This is a genomic window from Pseudomonas sp. KBN12P06040, assembly GCF_037574965.1.
Classification (GTDB): domain Bacteria; phylum Pseudomonadota; class Gammaproteobacteria; order Pseudomonadales; family Pseudomonadaceae; genus Pseudomonas; species Pseudomonas aeruginosa.
The window spans coordinates 4,745,133-4,763,039 of the sequence record NZ_JBBELS010000001.1 but is presented as its reverse complement, the minus strand read 5'-3'; the positions used below and the strand labels follow the sequence as shown (position 1 = coordinate 4,763,039).

At 65.7% G+C, this 17,907-nt stretch carries 20 protein-coding genes; 14 read left to right on the top strand and 6 right to left on the bottom strand.

Annotated features, from left to right (window positions below):
• Nucleotides 1-92: 92 nt before the first annotated feature.
• A complete protein-coding gene (ygfZ, locus tag VQ067_RS22400) occupies nt 93-1,037 on the bottom strand; it encodes a CAF17-like 4Fe-4S cluster assembly/insertion protein YgfZ (protein WP_033990008.1) in 945 nt (314 codons plus the stop codon).
• A gap of 272 nt (nt 1,038-1,309) precedes the next feature.
• Between ygfZ and VQ067_RS22395 the strand changes: the two genes are divergently transcribed.
• Together VQ067_RS22395 and VQ067_RS22390 are read left to right on the top strand one after the other, a co-directional pair.
• Nucleotides 1,310-1,564 (top strand): FAD assembly factor SdhE, encoded by a 255-nt coding sequence (locus VQ067_RS22395; protein WP_003085532.1) that lies wholly within the window; start codon nt 1,310-1,312, stop codon nt 1,562-1,564.
• Nucleotides 1,548-2,000 (top strand): protein YgfX, encoded by a 453-nt coding sequence (locus tag VQ067_RS22390; protein ID WP_003454678.1) that lies wholly within the window; start codon nt 1,548-1,550, stop codon nt 1,998-2,000. Before VQ067_RS22395 ends, VQ067_RS22390 begins: the two co-directional genes overlap by 17 nt.
• On the opposite strand, the gene nadB is transcribed toward VQ067_RS22390, so the two are convergent.
• The gene (nadB, locus tag VQ067_RS22385; RefSeq protein ID WP_003110247.1) at nt 1,969-3,585 is read right to left on the bottom strand and encodes an L-aspartate oxidase; all 1,617 of its coding nucleotides are present in this window, start codon (nt 3,583-3,585) and stop codon (nt 1,969-1,971) included. The two genes, VQ067_RS22390 and nadB, sit on opposite strands and share 32 nt — an antisense overlap.
• A 408-nt stretch (nt 3,586-3,993) precedes the next feature.
• On the opposite strand from nadB, the gene rpoE reads away from it, so the two are divergent.
• The 12 genes from rpoE (at nt 3,994) to pdxJ (ending at nt 14,518) form a co-directional block, all read left to right on the top strand.
• Nucleotides 3,994-4,575 (top strand): RNA polymerase sigma factor RpoE, encoded by a 582-nt coding sequence (rpoE, locus tag VQ067_RS22380; protein WP_003085543.1) that lies wholly within the window; start codon nt 3,994-3,996, stop codon nt 4,573-4,575.
• A 31-nt stretch (nt 4,576-4,606) separates the two neighbouring features.
• Nucleotides 4,607-5,191 (top strand): anti-sigma factor MucA, encoded by a 585-nt coding sequence (mucA, locus tag VQ067_RS22375; protein WP_003101958.1) that lies wholly within the window; start codon nt 4,607-4,609, stop codon nt 5,189-5,191.
• Between the two features lie 8 nt (nt 5,192-5,199).
• Nucleotides 5,200-6,150, top strand: a complete 951-nt coding sequence (mucB, locus tag VQ067_RS22370; RefSeq protein ID WP_015503450.1) for a sigma factor AlgU regulator MucB — start codon at nt 5,200-5,202, stop codon at nt 6,148-6,150.
• Nucleotides 6,147-6,602 carry an alginate biosynthesis regulator MucC gene (mucC, locus tag VQ067_RS22365; protein ID WP_033990006.1) on the top strand — a complete coding sequence of 152 codons (456 nt, stop codon included), beginning with the start codon at nt 6,147-6,149 and terminating at the stop codon, nt 6,600-6,602. The genes mucB and mucC overlap by 4 nt, the downstream gene beginning before the upstream one ends.
• A gap of 39 nt (nt 6,603-6,641) precedes the next feature.
• Nucleotides 6,642-8,066 carry a serine protease MucD gene (mucD, locus tag VQ067_RS22360; RefSeq protein ID WP_004364147.1) on the top strand — a complete coding sequence of 475 codons (1,425 nt, stop codon included), beginning with the start codon at nt 6,642-6,644 and terminating at the stop codon, nt 8,064-8,066.
• Nucleotides 8,067-8,215: 149 nt separating this feature from the next.
• Nucleotides 8,216-10,015 carry a translation elongation factor 4 gene (gene lepA / locus VQ067_RS22355; protein WP_003085555.1) on the top strand — a complete coding sequence of 600 codons (1,800 nt, stop codon included), beginning with the start codon at nt 8,216-8,218 and terminating at the stop codon, nt 10,013-10,015.
• A 5-nt stretch (nt 10,016-10,020) separates the two neighbouring features.
• Nucleotides 10,021-10,875, top strand: a complete 855-nt coding sequence (gene lepB / locus VQ067_RS22350) for a signal peptidase I (RefSeq protein ID WP_003085558.1) — start codon at nt 10,021-10,023, stop codon at nt 10,873-10,875.
• A gap of 168 nt (nt 10,876-11,043) precedes the next feature.
• Nucleotides 11,044-11,421 carry a DUF4845 domain-containing protein gene (locus VQ067_RS22345; protein WP_003085562.1) on the top strand — a complete coding sequence of 126 codons (378 nt, stop codon included), beginning with the start codon at nt 11,044-11,046 and terminating at the stop codon, nt 11,419-11,421.
• Nucleotides 11,418-12,107: a ribonuclease III gene (rnc, locus tag VQ067_RS22340; RefSeq protein ID WP_003085565.1), complete on the top strand. Its 690-nt coding sequence runs from the start codon at nt 11,418-11,420 to the stop codon at nt 12,105-12,107. The genes VQ067_RS22345 and rnc overlap by 4 nt, the downstream gene beginning before the upstream one ends.
• Complete coding sequence (gene era / locus VQ067_RS22335; protein ID WP_003085566.1) at nt 12,100-13,017, top strand: GTPase Era; 918 nt, start codon at nt 12,100-12,102, stop codon at nt 13,015-13,017. The genes rnc and era overlap by 8 nt, the downstream gene beginning before the upstream one ends.
• A 60-nt stretch (nt 13,018-13,077) precedes the next feature.
• Nucleotides 13,078-13,779 carry a DNA repair protein RecO gene (recO, locus tag VQ067_RS22330; RefSeq protein ID WP_023096058.1) on the top strand — a complete coding sequence of 234 codons (702 nt, stop codon included), beginning with the start codon at nt 13,078-13,080 and terminating at the stop codon, nt 13,777-13,779.
• A complete protein-coding gene (gene pdxJ, locus VQ067_RS22325; protein ID WP_003101974.1) occupies nt 13,772-14,518 on the top strand; it encodes a pyridoxine 5'-phosphate synthase in 747 nt (248 codons plus the stop codon). Before recO ends, pdxJ begins: the two co-directional genes overlap by 8 nt.
• Before the next feature lie 90 nt (nt 14,519-14,608).
• Here pdxJ and cmoB read toward each other — a convergent pair whose 3' ends face one another.
• The 4 genes from cmoB to VQ067_RS22305 form a co-directional block, all read right to left on the bottom strand.
• Complete coding sequence (gene cmoB / locus VQ067_RS22320) at nt 14,609-15,577, bottom strand: tRNA 5-methoxyuridine(34)/uridine 5-oxyacetic acid(34) synthase CmoB (protein WP_003085573.1); 969 nt, start codon at nt 15,575-15,577, stop codon at nt 14,609-14,611.
• The gene (cmoA, locus tag VQ067_RS22315) at nt 15,574-16,314 is read right to left on the bottom strand and encodes a carboxy-S-adenosyl-L-methionine synthase CmoA (protein WP_003123029.1); all 741 of its coding nucleotides are present in this window, start codon (nt 16,312-16,314) and stop codon (nt 15,574-15,576) included. The genes cmoB and cmoA overlap by 4 nt, the downstream gene beginning before the upstream one ends.
• Before the next feature lie 104 nt (nt 16,315-16,418).
• Complete coding sequence (locus VQ067_RS22310; RefSeq protein WP_003085577.1) at nt 16,419-16,991, bottom strand: hypothetical protein; 573 nt, start codon at nt 16,989-16,991, stop codon at nt 16,419-16,421.
• Between the two features lie 131 nt (nt 16,992-17,122).
• Nucleotides 17,123-17,875: a substrate-binding periplasmic protein gene (locus VQ067_RS22305; protein ID WP_003110243.1), complete on the bottom strand. Its 753-nt coding sequence runs from the start codon at nt 17,873-17,875 to the stop codon at nt 17,123-17,125.
• Between the last annotated feature and the right edge of the window lie 32 nt (nt 17,876-17,907).

The window sequence follows — 17,907 nt, the reverse complement described above, 5'->3', positions numbered from 1 at the left end:
CTTTGAAAACGCAATGGCCGGAGCACGCTCTACGTGCACCGGCCATGGGAATACTGGCGGGCCGTCCGCGGACGGCGAGGCACAGTTTACGGTCAGCGCTGGATTTCGCGGTCGCTGTCCAGCGTGTAAGGCAGATTGAGGAGGACGAGCGGCGCTCCTTCGGCGCTTCCGAGGCTGATCCGGCCGTCGGCGACGGCGTCGTCTTGCAGCACGGCGAGCAATTCCACGCTGTTCTCCGGCGTACGGGCGGCCAGTACCACTTCGCCGACGCTGGTGGAATGGACCGGCGAGAACAGCCCGGTGCCGGGCGCCGGCACCTCGTCTCCGCCCAGCGCCAGGCGATACAGGCGGCGCTTGAGGCGGCCGAGATACTGCATGCGGGCGACGATTTCCTGGCCGGTATAGCAGCCCTTCTTGAAGCTGACCCCGCCGACCGCCTGCAGGTTGATCATCTGTGGGATGAACAGCTCGCGGGTAGCGCCGAACACCTGGCCGACGCCGGCGCGCACCTGGCCGAGCAGCCAATCGTCAAGCGGCGCCTCGCGGCTGTGCTCGCGGAGCGTGGCAAGCACCGTCTCGGCGCGCTGCGCCGGAATCCACAGCTCGACGCGGGCGTCGCCCAGGGCGACGGCGAGCAGGTCGCCGTGGCGGGCGATCCTGCCGCTCTCCGCCGGGGTGTCTATCCCCAGGGCGCGCAGTGCCTCGCTGGCGTCGCGCAAGCCTATGCGGAGCCAGGCCGCGCTCTCGTCGGCAAGGCTGGCCTTGGAGAATACGGCGTATTTCTTCAGGTCCGCCAACTGGGCCTCGAGCAGCTCGCCGGCCATCGCCAGCAGCAGGCCGTCGCCCTCGGGCAGGATGCGGAAGCTCGATAGCAGGCGGCCCTTGATGTTGCAGCGGCCGCCGAGGCTGGAGGTCTCGTCGTTCAGGTAGGCGAGGTTGCAGGTCAGCTGGCCCTGGAGGAACTTGGCGGCGTCCGGGCCGCGGACGGCGAGGATGCCTTCATGGACTAGCGGGGTGTGGAAAGCGGGGTCGGCCATTGCGATGCTGCGCGGTCAGTCAGTCAGGACCGTCATCATAGAACTCGGTCCGAGGCTTGTCAGCGGGCACGAATGCCTGGCGCATCCGCCTTGACGGTTGTCGGACACTTCCGAGGCCGCCGTCGGCATGGGCCTGCGTCCCGCGCGGATACCCTTGGTTTGCCGGGCAATACGACCAAGGGCGGACGCCGGCGGAGCGACGCCTCGTCATCGGGCCGCGCCATTCGAGCGCAACCGCCCTATAATGCCGGGCGTTTTCGAGGAGCCCGAACATGGCAGATGAAACCGAACTGAAACGACTCTACTGGCACAGCCGTCGCGGCATGCTGGAACTGGATGTGCTGCTGGTGCCTTTCGTGCAGGAGGTTTACCCGGGCCTGGACGCCGAGGATCAGGCGCGCTTCCGCAAGCTGCTGGAGTGCGAGGACCAGGACATGTTCGGTTGGTTCATGCAGCGCGGCGAGCCGGAAGACGCCGACCTGCGGCGGATGGTGCGGATGATCCTGGACCGTGTCCAGCCGGATTGAGCCGTTCGAATGCCGCTGGCGGGTCTCTCCGATCCTGCTGGCGGCGAGCCTGGCACTGTGGGCCCTGGCGCTGCTGTCGATCCTGTTGGCGGCGCTGCCGGTCTGGCTGAAGCCGCCGCTGGCGCTGGTCTGCCTGGCCTACGGTGCCTGGGGGCTGTACCGCCAGGTACTGCTGCGCGGCTCGCGGGCCTTCCGCGGCTTGCGCCATGACGAGCGGGGCTGGCAGCTGTGGAGCGCCGGAAGCGGCTGGCAAGCGGTGCAATTGCGCCCTGACAGCCTGGCGCTGCCCTGGCTGATCGTACTGCGCGTGCGCCTGCCGGGCCGCTGGCGCATCCTTGGCTGCTGTATCCCGGCCGATGCGTTGGGGGCCGACAGCCATCGGCGCCTGCGTGTCCGCCTGCGCTTCAGTCGCCGTAGATGGGCGGCACCAGGATAGTGTCGCGGGCTTCGGGCAGCAGGTCCGGATAATCCAGCGTGTAGTGCAGGCCCCGGCTTTCGCGGCGCTGCATGGCCGAGCGGATGATCAGTTCGGCGACCAGTGCCAGGTTGCGCAACTCGATCAGGTCGCGGCTGACCTTGTAGTTGCTGTAGAACTCGTCGATCTCGCTGAGCAGCAGGCGCACCCGGTGCTGGGCGCGCTGCAGGCGCTTGTTGGTGCGCACGATACCGACGTAGTCCCACATGAAACGCCGCAGTTCGTCCCAGTTGTGCGCGATGATCACGTCCTCGTCGGAGTCGGTGACCTGGCTGGCGTCCCAGCTCGGCAGGCTTTCCGGCAGGGGCGTGCCGGGCAGGCGCTGGAGCATGTCGGCGGCGGCAGAGCGGGCATAGACGAAGCATTCCAGCAGCGAATTGCTGGCCATGCGGTTGGCGCCGTGCAGGCCGGTGAAGGTGGTCTCGCCGATGGCGTAGAGGCCCGGCACGTCGGTATGCCCGTGCTGGTCGACGAGCACGCCGCCGCAGGTATAGTGCGCGGCCGGCACTACCGGGATCGGTTGCTGGGTAATGTCGATGCCGAAGTCCAGGCAGCGCTCGTAGACGGTGGGGAAGTGCGCCTTGATGAACTCGGCCGGCTTGTGGCTGATGTCCAGGTAGACGCAGTCGATCCCCAGGCGCTTCATTTCATGGTCGATGGCGCGGGCCACGATGTCCCGGGGCGCCAGTTCGCCACGCGGGTCGAAGCGCGGCATGAAACGCTCGCCATTGGGCAGGCGGAGCAGGGCGCCTTCGCCGCGCAATGCCTCGGTGATGAGGAAACTCTTGGCCTGCGGGTGGTACAGGCAGGTCGGATGGAACTGGTTGAACTCCAGGTTGCCGACCCGGCAGCCGGCGCGCCAGGCCATGGCGATACCGTCGCCGGAGTTGCCGTCGGGATTGCTGGTATAAAGGTAGACCTTGCTCGCGCCGCCGGAGGCCAGCACGCTGAAGCGGGCACGGAAGGTATCGACTTCGCCGCTTTCCCGATTCAGCACGTAGGCGCCCAGGCAGCGCTTGCTCGGCAGGCCGAGCTTGCGCTCGGTGATCAGGTCGACCGCCACCCGCTGCGACAGCAGCTCGATGTTCGGTCGCCGCCGAGCCTGGGCCAGCAGGGTATTGAAGATCGCAGCGCCGGTGGCGTCGGCGGCATGGATGATGCGCCGGTGGCTGTGCCCGCCTTCGCGGGTCAGGTGGTATTCGAAGCTGCCTTCCTCGTGGTTGTGCTGCTCGTCGCGGGTGAAGGGCACCCCCTGTTCGATCAGCCACTGGATCGCTTCGCGGCTATGCTCCACGGTGAAGCGCACCGCGTCCTCGCGGCACAGGCCGCCACCGGCGACCAGGGTGTCCTCGACGTGGGATTCCACGGTGTCGGTATCGTCCAGCACGGCGGCCACGCCGCCCTGGGCCCAGTAAGTCGAGCCCTGCGACAGTTCGCCCTTGCTGAGGACGGCGATGCGCAGGTGTTCCGGAAGGGTCAGGGCCAGACTCAGGCCGGCGGCGCCGCTGCCGATGACCAGTACATCGTGTTGATAATGTTGGCTCATGCCCGCATTTCCCCGTGGTGGAGCCCTAGTATATAGAAGGGCCTGGCGGCACAATAGCGCACCCCCGCTGCCGGTCCGGCGGATGAGCTGCGGGCCTGTCATCGGCAGGCGTCATCAGAGCGGGGCGATGTAGTGCTGGAACTTTCTTAGACGCATCGGTTCCAAAGCAGGATGCCTGAAGACCTCGTCCGGTTGGCCTACCCAGCGGCACAGAGGCCGGGCCCTGAGCCCGATGCAATCCATTTTCGCGGGGCCCGGACACGATGTCCGGGGCCGCACGTCACGAGCGAGGAAAAAACTCGTGACGCATGCTTGGAGGGGAGAACTTTTGCAAGAAGCCCGAGTCTATCTTGGCAAGACGATTCGCTGGGACGCTCGAAGCTCCTCCAGGTTCGAAGAGGAGCTTTCATGCTAACCCAGGAACAGGATCAGCAACTGGTTGAACGGGTACAGCGCGGAGACAAGCGGGCTTTCGATCTGCTGGTACTGAAATACCAGCACAAGATACTGGGATTGATCGTGCGGTTCGTGCACGACGCCCAGGAAGCCCAGGACGTAGCGCAGGAAGCCTTCATCAAGGCATACCGCGCGCTCGGCAATTTCCGCGGCGATAGTGCTTTTTATACCTGGCTGTATCGGATCGCCATCAACACCGCGAAGAACCATCTGGTCGCTCGCGGGCGTCGGCCACCGGACAGCGATGTGACCGCAGAGGATGCGGAGTTCTTCGAGGGCGACCACGCCCTGAAGGACATCGAGTCGCCGGAACGGGCGATGTTGCGGGATGAGATCGAGGCCACCGTGCACCAGACCATCCAGCAGTTGCCCGAGGATTTGCGCACGGCCCTGACCCTGCGCGAGTTCGAAGGTTTGAGTTACGAAGATATCGCCACCGTGATGCAGTGTCCGGTGGGGACGGTGCGGTCGCGGATCTTCCGCGCTCGTGAAGCAATCGACAAAGCTCTGCAGCCTTTGTTGCGAGAAGCCTGACACAGCGGCAAATGCCAAGAGAGGTATCGCTATGAGTCGTGAAGCCCTGCAGGAAACTCTGTCCGCTGTGATGGATAACGAAGCGGATGAACTCGAGTTGCGGCGGGTGCTCGCAGCTTGCGGCGAGGATGCCGAGCTGCGTTCCACCTGGTCGCGCTACCAGTTGGCGCGGTCCGTCATGCACCGCGAGCCTACCCTGCCGAAGCTGGATATCGCTGCGGCGGTCTCGGCTGCCCTGGCCGACGAGGCCGCTCCGCCGAAAGCGGAGAAGGGGCCGTGGCGGATGGTCGGTCGCCTGGCGGTCGCTGCCTCGGTGACCCTGGCGGTGCTGGCCGGCGTGCGTCTGTACAACCAGAACGACGCCCTGCCGCAGATGGCGCAACAGGGGACCACCCCGCAGATCGCCCTGCCGCAGGTGAAAGGCCCGGCCGTGCTGGCCGGCTACAGCGAAGAGCAGGGGGCGCCGCAGGTGATCACCAACTCCTCGTCCAGCGATACCCGCTGGCATGAGCAGCGTCTGCCGATCTACCTGCGTCAGCACGTGCAACAATCCGCCGTCAGTGGTACAGAGAGCGCGCTGCCCTACGCTCGGGCAGCCAGCCTGGAAAACCGCTGAGGAGAGACATGCGCACCACCTCCCTGTTGCTTTTGCTTGGCAGCCTGATGGCGGTTCCCGCCACTCAGGCTGCCGACGCTTCCGACTGGCTGAATCGCCTCGCCGAGGCCGATCGCCAGAACAGTTTCCAAGGCACCTTCGTCTACGAGCGCAATGGCAGCTTCTCCACCCATGAGATCTGGCATCGCGTGGAGAGCGATGGCGCGGTTCGCGAGCGCCTGCTCCAGCTCGACGGCGCGCGCCAGGAAGTGGTCCGGGTCGATGGGCGCACCCAGTGCATCAGCGGCGGCCTTGCCGACCAACTGGCCGATGCCCAGCTGTGGCCGGTGCGCAAGTTCGATCCTTCCCAACTGGCTTCCTGGTACGACCTGCGCCTGGTCGGCGAATCCCGTGTCGCCGGCCGCCCGGCAGTGGTCCTCGCGGTGACCCCGCGCGACCAGCATCGCTACGGCTTCGAGCTGCACCTGGACCGCGAGACCGGCCTGCCGTTGAAATCGCTGCTGCTGAACGAGAAGGGGCAGTTGCTCGAGCGCTTCCAGTTCACCCAGTTGAATACCGGCGCGGCACCTGCCGAAGACCAGTTGCAGGCGGGCGCCGAATGCCAGGTCGTCGGCCCGGCCAAGGCCGATGGCGAGAAGGCCGTGGCCTGGCGCTCGGAGTGGCTGCCGCCAGGTTTCACCCTGACCCGCAGTTTCATGCGTCGCAGTCCGGTCACCCCCGATCCGGTCGCCTGCCTGACCTATGGCGATGGCCTGGCACGATTCTCGGTGTTCATCGAGCCGCTGCACGGTGCCATGGTTGGCGACGCGCGCAGCCAGCTCGGCCCGACCGTGGTGGTTTCCAAGCGCCTGCAGACCGATGACGGCGGCCAGATGGTGACCGTCGTCGGCGAAGTGCCGCTGGGCACCGCCGAGCGGGTGGCGCTGTCCATCCGGCCCGAGGCCGCCGCCCAGAAATGATCGAGGAGCAGGGGCGAGTGGTGGCGACCGAGCCGGGAGCGGTATGGGTCGAGACCGTGCGCCGCAGTACCTGCTCGTCCTGCTCGGCCAATACCGGTTGCGGCCAGGGGCTGATGCAGCGCCTGGGCGTCGGCGCGGGGCGTGCCCGGGTGCGCGCGTTGAGCGACCTGAGCCTGCGGGTCGGCGATGCGGTCGTCCTAGGAATTCATGAAGACCTGTTGTTGCGTGCCTCCGTCCTCTTCTATCTTTTCCCTCTGCTCGGGTTTTTCGTGGCAGCATTGCTGGCGACCCGGGCGGGCCTTGTCGAACCTCTGATCATCGTGTCCGGGCTGGTGGGTTTGCTGGCGGCCTGGCTATTGGTGCGTCGGCATGCTCGTCGTCATGCCGATGATCCAGCCTCGCAGCCGGTGGTTCTGCGAGCGCTGATTTCCGGGCCGTCCGATTCGGCCTGAGTCTTTCTCTTCCCTCGAACATCACGGGAGCTGTAGTCGATGCATACCCTAAAACGCTGTATGGCTGCGATGGTGGCCTTGCTGGCCTTGAGCCTGGCGATGACGGCCCGGGCAGAACTGCCGGACTTCACGCCTTTGGTCGAACAGGCGTCGCCGGCGGTGGTGAATATCAGTACGCGGCAGAAGCTGCCGGATCGCGCCATGGCGCGCGGGCAGCTGTCGATCCCCGACCTCGAAGGGCTGCCGCCGATGTTCCGCGACTTCCTCGAGCGCAGCATCCCGCAGGTTCCGCGCAATCCGCGCGGCCAGCAGCGCGAGGCGCAATCGCTGGGCTCCGGCTTCATCATCTCCAACGACGGCTACATCCTCACCAACAATCACGTCGTGGCCGATGCCGACGAGATCCTGGTGCGCCTGTCCGACCGTAGCGAGCACAAGGCCAAGCTGGTCGGCGCGGACCCGCGCAGCGACGTGGCGGTGCTGAAGATCGAGGCGAAGAACCTGCCGACCCTGAAACTGGGCGATTCGAACAAGCTGAAAGTGGGCGAATGGGTCCTGGCCATCGGTTCGCCGTTCGGCTTCGATCACTCGGTCACCGCCGGTATCGTCAGTGCCAAGGGGCGTAGCCTGCCGAACGAGAGCTACGTACCCTTCATCCAGACCGACGTGGCGATCAACCCGGGCAACTCCGGCGGTCCGCTGCTGAACCTGGAGGGCGAAGTGGTCGGCATCAACTCGCAGATCTTCACCCGTTCCGGCGGCTTCATGGGCCTGTCCTTCGCCATCCCGATCGATGTCGCGCTGAACGTCGCCGACCAGTTGAAGAAAGCCGGCAAGGTCAGCCGCGGCTGGCTGGGTGTGGTGATCCAGGAAGTGAACAAGGATCTCGCCGAGTCCTTCGGCCTCGACAAGCCGTCCGGCGCGCTGGTGGCGCAACTGGTGGAAGACGGCCCGGCGGCCAAGGGCGGCCTGCAGGTGGGCGATGTGATCCTCAGCCTGAACGGCCAGTCGATCAACGAGTCCGCCGACCTGCCGCACCTGGTGGGCAACATGAAGCCGGGCGACAAGATCAACCTGGACGTGATTCGCAACGGCCAGCGCAAGTCCTTGAGCATGGCGGTAGGCAGCCTTCCGGACGACGACGAGGAAATCGCCTCGATGGGCGCTCCGGGCGCCGAGCGCAGCAGCAACCGCCTGGGCGTGACCGTCGCCGACCTGACCGCCGAGCAGCGCAAGAGCCTGGATATCCAGGGCGGCGTGGTGATCAAGGAAGTCCAGGACGGTCCGGCCGCGGTCATCGGCCTGCGTCCGGGCGATGTCATCACCCACCTGGACAACAAGGCGGTGACCTCGACCAAGATCTTCGCCGACGTGGCCAAGGCCCTGCCGAAGAACCGTTCGGTTTCGATGCGGGTACTGCGCCAGGGGCGCGCGAGCTTCATCACCTTCAAGCTGGCCGAATAAGCCGGCTGGCGAAAAAAGGGCGGTTTCCACCGCCCTTTTTCATGCCCGTCAATCCGTTACCTGCGTGACGCCTTGCCCGAGCATCAGGTAAACTCCCCGGCTATTTTTCGGCGGATTGCCGCCCTTGCCCTTTTCGAGTGTGTTGAGCCGTGAGCGACCTGAGCCATATCCGCAATTTCTCCATCATTGCCCATATCGACCATGGCAAGTCGACGCTGGCCGATCGCTTCATCCAGATGTGCGGCGGTCTCTCCGATCGCGAAATGGAGGCCCAGGTCCTGGACTCCATGGACCTGGAGCGCGAGCGCGGGATCACCATCAAGGCCCACAGCGTGACCCTGCACTACAAGGCGCAGGACGGTAAGACCTACCAGCTCAACTTCATCGATACCCCCGGCCACGTCGACTTCACCTACGAAGTCAGCCGCTCGCTGGCCGCCTGCGAGGGCGCGCTGCTGGTAGTGGACGCCGGCCAGGGCGTCGAGGCGCAGTCCGTCGCCAACTGCTACACCGCCATCGAGCAGGGGCTGGAAGTGATGCCCGTGCTGAACAAGATGGACCTGCCCCAGGCCGAGCCGGAGCGGGTGAAAGAGGAAATCGAGAGCATCATCGGCATCGACGCCACCGACGCCGTGGCCTGCAGCGCCAAGAGCGGGATGGGTGTGCTGGAGGTGCTGGAGCGCCTGGTGACCGCCATCCCCGCCCCGGAAGGCGAGATCGAGGCGCCGCTGCAGGCGCTGATCATCGACTCCTGGTTCGACAACTACCTCGGCGTGGTCTCGCTGGTGCGGGTGAAGAACGGCCGGGTGAAGAAGGGCGACAAGATCCTGGTGAAGTCCACCGGCAAGGTCCACCAGGTGGACAGCGTCGGGGTATTCACTCCGAAGCACACCGAGACCGTCGACCTGAAGGCGGGCGAGGTGGGCTTCATCATCGCCGGTATCAAGGATATCCACGGCGCGCCGGTGGGCGATACGCTGACCCTTAACAACACGCCGGACGTCGAGGTCCTGCCGGGCTTCAAGCGGGTCAAGCCGCAGGTCTACGCGGGCCTGTTCCCGGTCAGCTCGGACGATTTCGAGGACTTCCGCGACGCCCTGCAGAAGCTGACCCTCAACGACTCGTCGCTGCAATACGAGCCGGAAAGCTCCGAAGCCCTGGGCTTCGGCTTCCGTTGCGGCTTCCTCGGCATGCTGCACATGGAGATCATCCAGGAGCGCCTGGAGCGCGAATACGACCTGGACCTGATCACCACCGCGCCCACGGTGGTCTTCGAGATCGTGCAGAAGAACGGCGAGATCATCTACGTCGACAACCCGTCCAAGCTCCCGGACCTGGCGTCCATCCAGGAAATGCGCGAACCGATCTGCCGCGCCACCATCCTGGTGCCCAAGGACCACCTGGGCAACGTGATCACCCTGTGCATCGAGAAGCGCGGCGTGCAGCGCGACATGCACTTCCTCAGCGGCCAGGTGCAGGTGGTCTACGACCTGCCGATGAACGAGGTGGTGCTCGACTTCTTCGATCGCCTCAAGTCCACCAGCCGCGGCTATGCTTCCCTGGACTACAGCTTCGATCGTTTCGAGCCGTCCAACCTGGTTCGTCTCGACGTGCTGATCAATGGCGAGAAGGTCGACGCCCTCGCCCTGATCGTCCACCGCGACAACGCCCCCTACAAGGGTCGCCAACTGGTGGAGAAAATGAAGGAACTGATCCCGCGGCAGATGTTCGACGTGGCGATCCAGGCAGCCATCGGTGGGCAGATCATCGCCCGCTCGACGGTCAAGGCGCTCAGGAAGAACGTGCTGGCCAAGTGTTACGGTGGCGACGTGAGCCGTAAACGCAAGCTGCTGGAGAAGCAGAAGGCTGGTAAGAAAAGGATGAAGCAGGTCGGTAGCGTGGAAATTCCCCAGGAAGCCTTCCTCGCCGTGCTCAAAGTGGATAGCTAGAACCCATGACACTCAATTTCCCGTTGTTGCTGGTCATCGCCGTGGCTGTATGCGGCGCCCTGGCCCTGGTCGACCTGGTGCTGTTCGCGCCGCGTCGGCGGGCCGCGATCTCTTCCTACGAAGGGCAGGTGAACGAGCCTGATCCGGCGGTGCTGGAGAAGCTCAACAAGGAACCGCTGCTGGTGGAGTACGGCAAGTCGTTCTTCCCGGTGCTGTTCATCGTGCTGGTGCTGCGTTCCTTCCTGGTCGAGCCGTTCCAGATTCCCTCGGGGTCGATGAAACCTACCCTCGAGGTCGGCGATTTCATCCTGGTCAACAAGTTCGCCTACGGCATCCGCCTGCCGGTGCTGGACACCAAGGTGATCCCGATCGGCGATCCGCAGCGCGGCGATGTCATGGTGTTCCGCTATCCCAGCGAACCGAACATCAACTACATCAAGCGCGTGGTCGGCCTGCCCGGCGACACCGTGCGCTACACCAGGGAAAAGCGCCTGTACGTCAACGGCGAGCTGGTGGCGGAGAAACTGGTCGGCGAGGAACCGGGCACCCTGGGCAGCGTGACCCTGTACCAGGAGAAGCTGGGCCAGGCCGAGCACCTGATCCGCAAGGAAATGAGCCGCTATCGCATCGAGCCCGACCGCCAGTGGACCATTCCCGCCGGCCACTACTTCATGATGGGCGACAACCGCGACAACTCCAACGACAGCCGCTACTGGAACGATCCGAAGATCCCCAAGGATCTGCTGGGCATGGTTCCGGACCGCAATATCGTCGGCAAGGCCTTCGCCGTGTGGATGAGCTGGCCCGATCCGAAGATGAGCAACCTGCCGAACTTCTCCCGGGTCGGCGTGATTCACTGACCTGTGCGCAGGTTCGCCACGCGGAAGGGCGCTCCTGCTGAATAATCGCGAAGCGGGGCTGCTCCCGAGGGCAGCCCCGCTTTCACTTCCGCGAACGCCGCCGCAGGGCCCTGCCCGATGGCGTTACCGCTCGCTGGACGGAATAACTACACTGACATGAGGTCCGACATGAGGTTCGCGCGTTCGCAGAAGGGGATGTCCCTGCTGGGGTGGCTGGTGGTGCTGGGCGTGGTGGCGTTCTTCGCCAGCGCCGCATTCAAGATCATCCCGCACTACATGGATTACTACTCGCTGGAGAAGGTGATCACTTCCGTGGAGACCGACAAGGCGGCCGAGGTGCGTTCCGTGCCGGAGTTCTACAGCTACGTCGGCAAGGGGATGCAGATCAACGGCATCCGCAACCTGGACCTGGAGAAGGCCCTGGAGGTGCAACTGGAAGACAACCAATTCCGGGCGCACCTGAAATATGAAAAACGCGAGCCACTGATCAGCAACATCGACCTGGTGGTCCACTTCGACAAAGAATTCCGTGTACGCATGCCGTGAGTAATTCGCTGGACCGACTCGAGCGCAAGCTCGGCTATACCTTCAAAGACCGGGACCTGATGGTCCTGGCCCTGACCCATCGCAGCTACGCCGGGCGCAACAACGAGCGCCTGGAGTTCCTCGGTGACGCCATTCTCAACTTCGTCATCGGCGAGGCGCTGTTCCACCACTTCCCGCAGGCTCGCGAAGGCCAGCTTTCGCGCCTGCGCGCGCGACTGGTCAAGGGCGAGACCCTGGCCCTGCTGGCGCGCGGCTTCGAGGTGGGCGACTACCTGCGGCTGGGCTCGGGCGAGCTGAAGAGCGGCGGGTTCCGCCGCGAGTCGATCCTCGCCGATGCGATGGAAGCCCTGATCGGCGCCATCTACCTGGATACCGGCATGGACTCCGCGCGCGAGCGGATCATCGCCTGGCTCGGACCGCAACTGCGCGAGCTGACCCCGGTGGACACCAACAAGGACCCCAAGACCCGCCTGCAGGAGTTCCTGCAGTCGCGTGGCTGCGACCTGCCGCGCTACGAGGTGGTGGATATCCAGGGCGAACCCCATTGCCGGACCTTCTTCGTCGATTGCGAAGTGGCCCTGCTGAGCGACAAGACCCACGGGCACGGCGGCAGCCGCCGCATCGCCGAGCAGGTGGCCGCGGCCGCCGCGCTGGTGGCCCTGGGCGTGGAGAATGGCCATGACTGACATGCACGACGACATCCCCGCCGGCAGCCGTTGCGGCTACGTGGCGATCGTGGGCCGCCCCAACGTGGGCAAGTCCACCCTGCTAAACCACATCCTCGGGCAGAAGCTGGCGATCACCTCGCGCAAGCCGCAGACCACCCGCCACAACATGCTCGGGATCAAGACCGAGGGCGAGGTGCAGGCCGTCTACGTCGATACGCCCGGCCTGCACAAGAGCGGCGAGAAGGCCCTCAACCGCTACATGAACCGTACCGCCAGCGCGGCATTGAAGGATGTCGACGTGGTGATCTTCGTGGTCGACCGCACCCGCTGGACCGAAGAGGACCAGATGGTCCTGGAGCGCGTGCAGTACGTCAGTTGCCCGGTGCTGATCGCGGTGAACAAGACCGACCGCATCGAGGAAAAGGCCGACCTGCTGCCGCACCTCGAATGGCTCACCCAGCAGTTGCCGAAGGCTGAGGTAGTACCGATCTCGGCGCAGCACGGGACCAACCTGGACGTGCTGGAGAAGCTGGTCGCCGAGCGTCTGCCGGAAAGCGAGCACTTCTTCCCCGAAGACCAGATCACCGACCGCAGCAGCCGCTTCCTGGCCGCCGAGCTGGTCCGCGAGAAGATCATGCGCCAGCTCGGCGCCGAGCTGCCCTACCAGATCACCGTGGAGATCGAGGAGTTCAAGCAGGAAGGTCGCATCCTGCATATCCATGCGCTGATCCTGGTGGAGCGCGAGGGGCAGAAGAAGATCATCATCGGCGACAAGGGCGAGCGGATCAAAAGCATCGGCCAGAACGCGCGCAAGGACATGGAAGTGCTGTTCGACTCCAAGGTCATGCTCAACCTCTGGGTCAAGGTCAAGGGCGGCTGGTCCGACGACGAGCGCGCCCTGCGCTCGCTGGGCTACGGCGACCTCTGACCGTTCCCGGCAGCCCGGCGCCAGCCGGGCGCCATCCCTCTCGCGCCCGGTCGACCCGCCATGTCCTTCGCCGCCGCCCAAGCCACCTACGTGCTGCATAGCCGGCCGTACAAGGAAACCAGCGCCCTGGTGGACTTCTTCACCCCGCTGGGTCGCCTGCGCGCGGTTCTGCGCGGCGCCCGCGGCAAGGCCGGCGCCCTGGCGCGGCCATTCGTGCCGCTGGAAGCGGAGTGGCGCGGACGCGGCGAACTGAAGACTGTGGCCCGCCTGGAAAGCGCCGGCATTCCCAACCTGCTCAATGGCCAGGCGCTGTTCAGCGGTCTCTATCTCAACGAGCTGTTGATCCGCCTGTTGCCGGTGGAAGACCCGCAGCCAGAAATCTTCGCCCACTACGCCGCGACCCTGCCGCTGCTGGCGGCGGGGCGACCCATCGAACCGCTGCTGCGCGCGTTCGAATGGCGCCTGCTGGAGCAACTGGGCTATGGTTTCGCTCTCGATGTCGACATCGATGGGCGCCCGATCGAGCCGCAGGCGTTGTACCAGCTTTTGCCAGAGGCCGGCCTGGAGCCGGTGGCGCAACTGCAACCCGGGCTGTTCCAGGGCTCCGAACTGTTATCCATGGCCGACGCCGACTGGAGCGCCCCCGGCGCCCTGGCGGCGGCCAAGCGCCTGATGCGCCAGGCGCTCGCTCCCCATCTGGGCGGCCGGCCGCTGGTCAGCCGCGAGCTGTTCATGAACCGTAAGGAGTCACCCCGTGACTGAAGCCACTCGAATTCTGCTCGGCGTGAACATCGATCACGTCGCCACCCTGCGCCAGGCCCGGGGCACCCGCTATCCGGACCCGGTGAAGGCCGCCCTGGACGCCGAGGAAGCCGGCGCCGACGGTATCACCGTGCACCTGCGCGAGGACCGCCGGCATATCCAGGAACGCGACGTGCGGGTGCTCAAGGAAGTGCTGCAGACGCGGATGAACTTCGAGATGGGGGTCACCGAGGAAATGCTCGCCTTCGCCGAGGAGATCCGGCCGGCGCATAGCTGCCTGGTCCCCGAGCGCCGCGAGGAACTGACCACCGAGGGCGGCCTCGACGTCGCCGGCCAGGAACAGCGCATCCGCGACGCGGTACGACGCCTGGCTGCGGTGGGCAGCGAAGTGTCGCTGTTCATCGATCCCGATCCGCGGCAGATCGAGGCCTCCGCCCGGGTCGGCGCGCCGGCTATCGAACTGCATACCGGTCGCTACGCCGACGCCGAAGACCCCGAGGAGCAGGCCCGCGAGCTGCAGCGGGTACGCGAGGGCGTGGCCCTCGGGCGTTCCCTCGGCCTGATCGTCAACGCCGGGCATGGCCTGCACTACCACAATGTCGAGCCGGTCGCGGCCATCGACGGCATCAACGAGCTGAACATCGGCCACGCCATCGTCGCCCACGCCCTGTTCGTCGGCTTCAGGCAGGCGGTGGCTGAGATGAAAGCGCTGATGCTGGCCGCGGCGACCAAGCGCTGAGGCAATCGCGCCCCGCTTGCCGTCGACCTGCGGGGCGGATGAAGCCATGAAAAAAAGCCCATCCGAGGATGGGCTTTTCCCTATCCGCTGTCAGGGCTTGCGCGCCACCAGCGTCGCGCGCATCGGTGCCGGCAGGCCTTCGACGGTTCGCGAACGGTCCTGCGGATCGAGGAATTCCGGCAGCGACTGGAAACGCATCCATTCGGTGGAGCGTTGTTCCTCGACGCTGGTCAGGCTGACGTCGACGCAGCGCGCGTCGGCGAACCCGGCGCGGCGCAGCCAGAGCTCCAGGGCCGCCACCGAGGGCAGGAACCAGACGTTGCGCATCTGCGCGTAGCGGTCCTCGGGCACCAGCACGGTGCTGGCGTCGCCTTCCACCACCAGGGTCTCCAGGACCAGTTCGCCGCCGCGCTTCAGGCAGTCCTTGAGCGCCAGCAGGTGGTCGATGGGCGAGCGACGGTGATAGAGCACGCCCATGGAGAATACCGTGTCGAAGCCTTCGAGCTTCTCCGGCAGGTCTTCCAGGGCCAGCGGCAGGTGCCAGGCCGGCAGCTCCGGCAGGTAGCGCTTGGCGGCGAGGAACTGGCAGAGGAACAGCCAGTTCGGATCGACCCCGACCACGCTTTCCGCGCCGGCGCCGAGCATGCGCCACTGGTAGTAGCCGTTGCCGCAGCCGACGTCGAGGACGCGTTTGCCACGCAGTTCGACATGCGGCGAGACACGCTCCCATTTCCAGTCGGAACGCCATTCGGTGTCGACCTGCACGCCGAAGAAGTCGAAGGGCCCCTTGCGCCAGGGAATCAGCCCTTGCAGCGCTTCCTTCACCTGCGCTTGCAGCGCCGCATCGTGGTCGCTGTGCAGGGCGAAGCGCTGGGCCAGTTCGACCTTCGGCGCGGGCACCTGGGGCAGGCGCTGGACCGCGCTCCACCAACGGGCCAGGTCGCCGTGGCCTTCCTCGATGCGCGCGGCGATCTGCGCGGGCAGGCTGGTCGCCCAGCCGTACAGCGGCGAGCCGGCGAGGTGTCGCTGGAGGGCGTCGAGGGCGAGGTGCTGGATCATGGCAGGGCGATCATCGAGGCGAAGTTGAGACACTGGAACCATTGGCTGACCCGGCTGAAGCCGGCGGCCAGCAGCCGTTCACGGTGTTCCTCGAAGGTGTCGGGGAGCATGACGTTTTCCAGCGCGCTGCGCTTCTGCGCGATCTCCAGCTCGCTGTAGCCGTTGGCACGCTTAAAGGCGATGTGCAGGTCGGTGAGCAGCGCGTGCTCCTGCGCATCGGCGAAGCGCAGTTTCTCCGAGAGGATCAGCGCGCCGCCGGGCAGCAGTGCCTGGCGGATCCTGCGCAGCAGGCCGAGGCGCTGGTCGGGGGCGACGAACTGCAGGGTGAAGTTCATCGCCACCAGCGAGGTGGGTTGCAGGTCCAGGGCGAGAATGTCGGCCTCGATCAGCTCGACCGGCAGCAGCTCCTGGTACATGGCGTCCTGGGCATGCAGGTATTCACTGCAGCGCTCGATCATCGCGTGCGAGTTGTCCACCCCGATCACCCGGCAGCCGTCGTTGCGGACGTGGCGGCGCAGCGACTGGGTGACCGCGCCGAGCGAGCAGCCGAGGTCGTAGAGCACGCTGTTCGGCTGGGCGAACTGCGCGCCGAGTACGCCGATGTTCTCGACGATGGTGGGGTAGCCCGGCACGGAGCGCTTGATCATGTCGGGGAACACGCGCACCACGTCTTCGTTGAACACGAAGTCGGCGACACGTTGCTGGGGTTGGGCGAACAGGCGATCGGACTCGCTCACGCGGGTGACCTCGGGCATCACGGCTTTTCAGGGGGCCGAATTGTAGCCGAGGGACGAGCGTCGCCCAACTGCGCGGCGACGATTCACCCATGCGCGCAGGCGAATCACCTGAGCTTGTCGGAGAAGTACTCTCCCGCCCCCTGCAGCGGACCCAGCGGGTTCTTCTTGTCTTCCAGGCGATGGATGTTCGGTTCGCCGTTGCTGACCTTGTGCACCAGCACGTCGTTGACGAAGACGAACACTGCCTTGAACGACCAGCCCTGCAACTCCCGTTTCTTGCGGAAGTTGAACACGTCCGCCCAGAAGCTGCCGACCCGCTGGGTGTCGGTCTTGCTGAAATCGAAGGCGTAGCCGATGCAGCGGTCCTTCGCTTCCAGGCATTGCACCAGGCCGCCCGGCAGGTAATCGATGGGGATGTTCGGCTGGATGAACATGAGCCGCACGTCGATGAACGACAGCATGCGGCCGTTGCCCTGGGTCAATGGATCGAAACCCAACCCGAACAGCTGCGAACGGGTCGTGCTGCCGGGTTGCGCCTGGGAATAGCGCAGTTCGGCATCGAGGTAGTCGACGAAGGGGGATTGGACTTCCGCTCGTTCGCTGGGCAGCAGGCTGCCGCAGGAGGAAACGAAGACAGTGGATGCCCAGAGCAGTGAGTAACGAAGAGCGGTGCCCATGACGCGCCTCCTTTCGGTGCCGTCGTAGATTGAGTAATAGACGACGCCAAAAAGGCCTGCCGGAATTTATTCAATCGGCTGAAAGCAGCGTGGTTGCTGGTCTGGCGGCGGATTTCCGGCGGCCCGGAAAGTCATTCGAAAGAAAGCCTATAGCGCTCGCCGAGGACCTTCAGGGTGCCTTCGCGACGCAGTTGGCGCAGCCCTTCGTCGAGTTCCGCGAGACGCGCGTCGACCTCCGGCAGGTGCGGACTGAGGCCGACGTGCAGCGGCTGCCGCCCGGGCAGTTCGCCAGCGCGGCGGACCTGTCCGGCGAGCTGCGGATGATGCTCCAGGTAGTGCTCGATGATGTCGCGGTCTTCCAATAGCACGTCGATGCGGCCGAGCAGCAGTTTCTGCAGGTTGCGCGGCAGCACGCGCTCGCCGCCGAGGACCTGCAGGTGCAGGTCGTCGTCGCCGGCCTGGCTGCGCCAGGCTTCGAAGCGCGGATTGTTCACGTAGCCCTGGGCGAGGCCCAGGCGCTGGCCGAGCAGGGATGCATCGCCGGAGTAGCGCCAGTCGCTGTCGTGGCGGGTGTAGAAGGCCAGCTCGACCCAGCCGATGGGCTCGCTGCCGACCCGCAGGCCGTCGAGTCCATAGGCGCCGACCAGGCCGTCGCGATGGCCGTCGCGGACCATCTGCACGGCGCGCGGCCAGGGCAGGCTGTCGAAGTGCGGTGGCTCCCGAAGGACCTGGCTGAGCGCTTCGACCAGGTAGCCGGGCCGCTGCGGCGTGCCAGGGCACAGGTAGGGGCAGCCGTCGTCGCCTGCGAAGCGCAACGGTTCGGCCAGCGTGGGCAGCGGAGCGGCGCAGGACAGGGCGAGCAGGACGAAGGAGGCGCGGAGCATGGAGTCCTCGGGGCGACGGGGCCTGTCAGGAT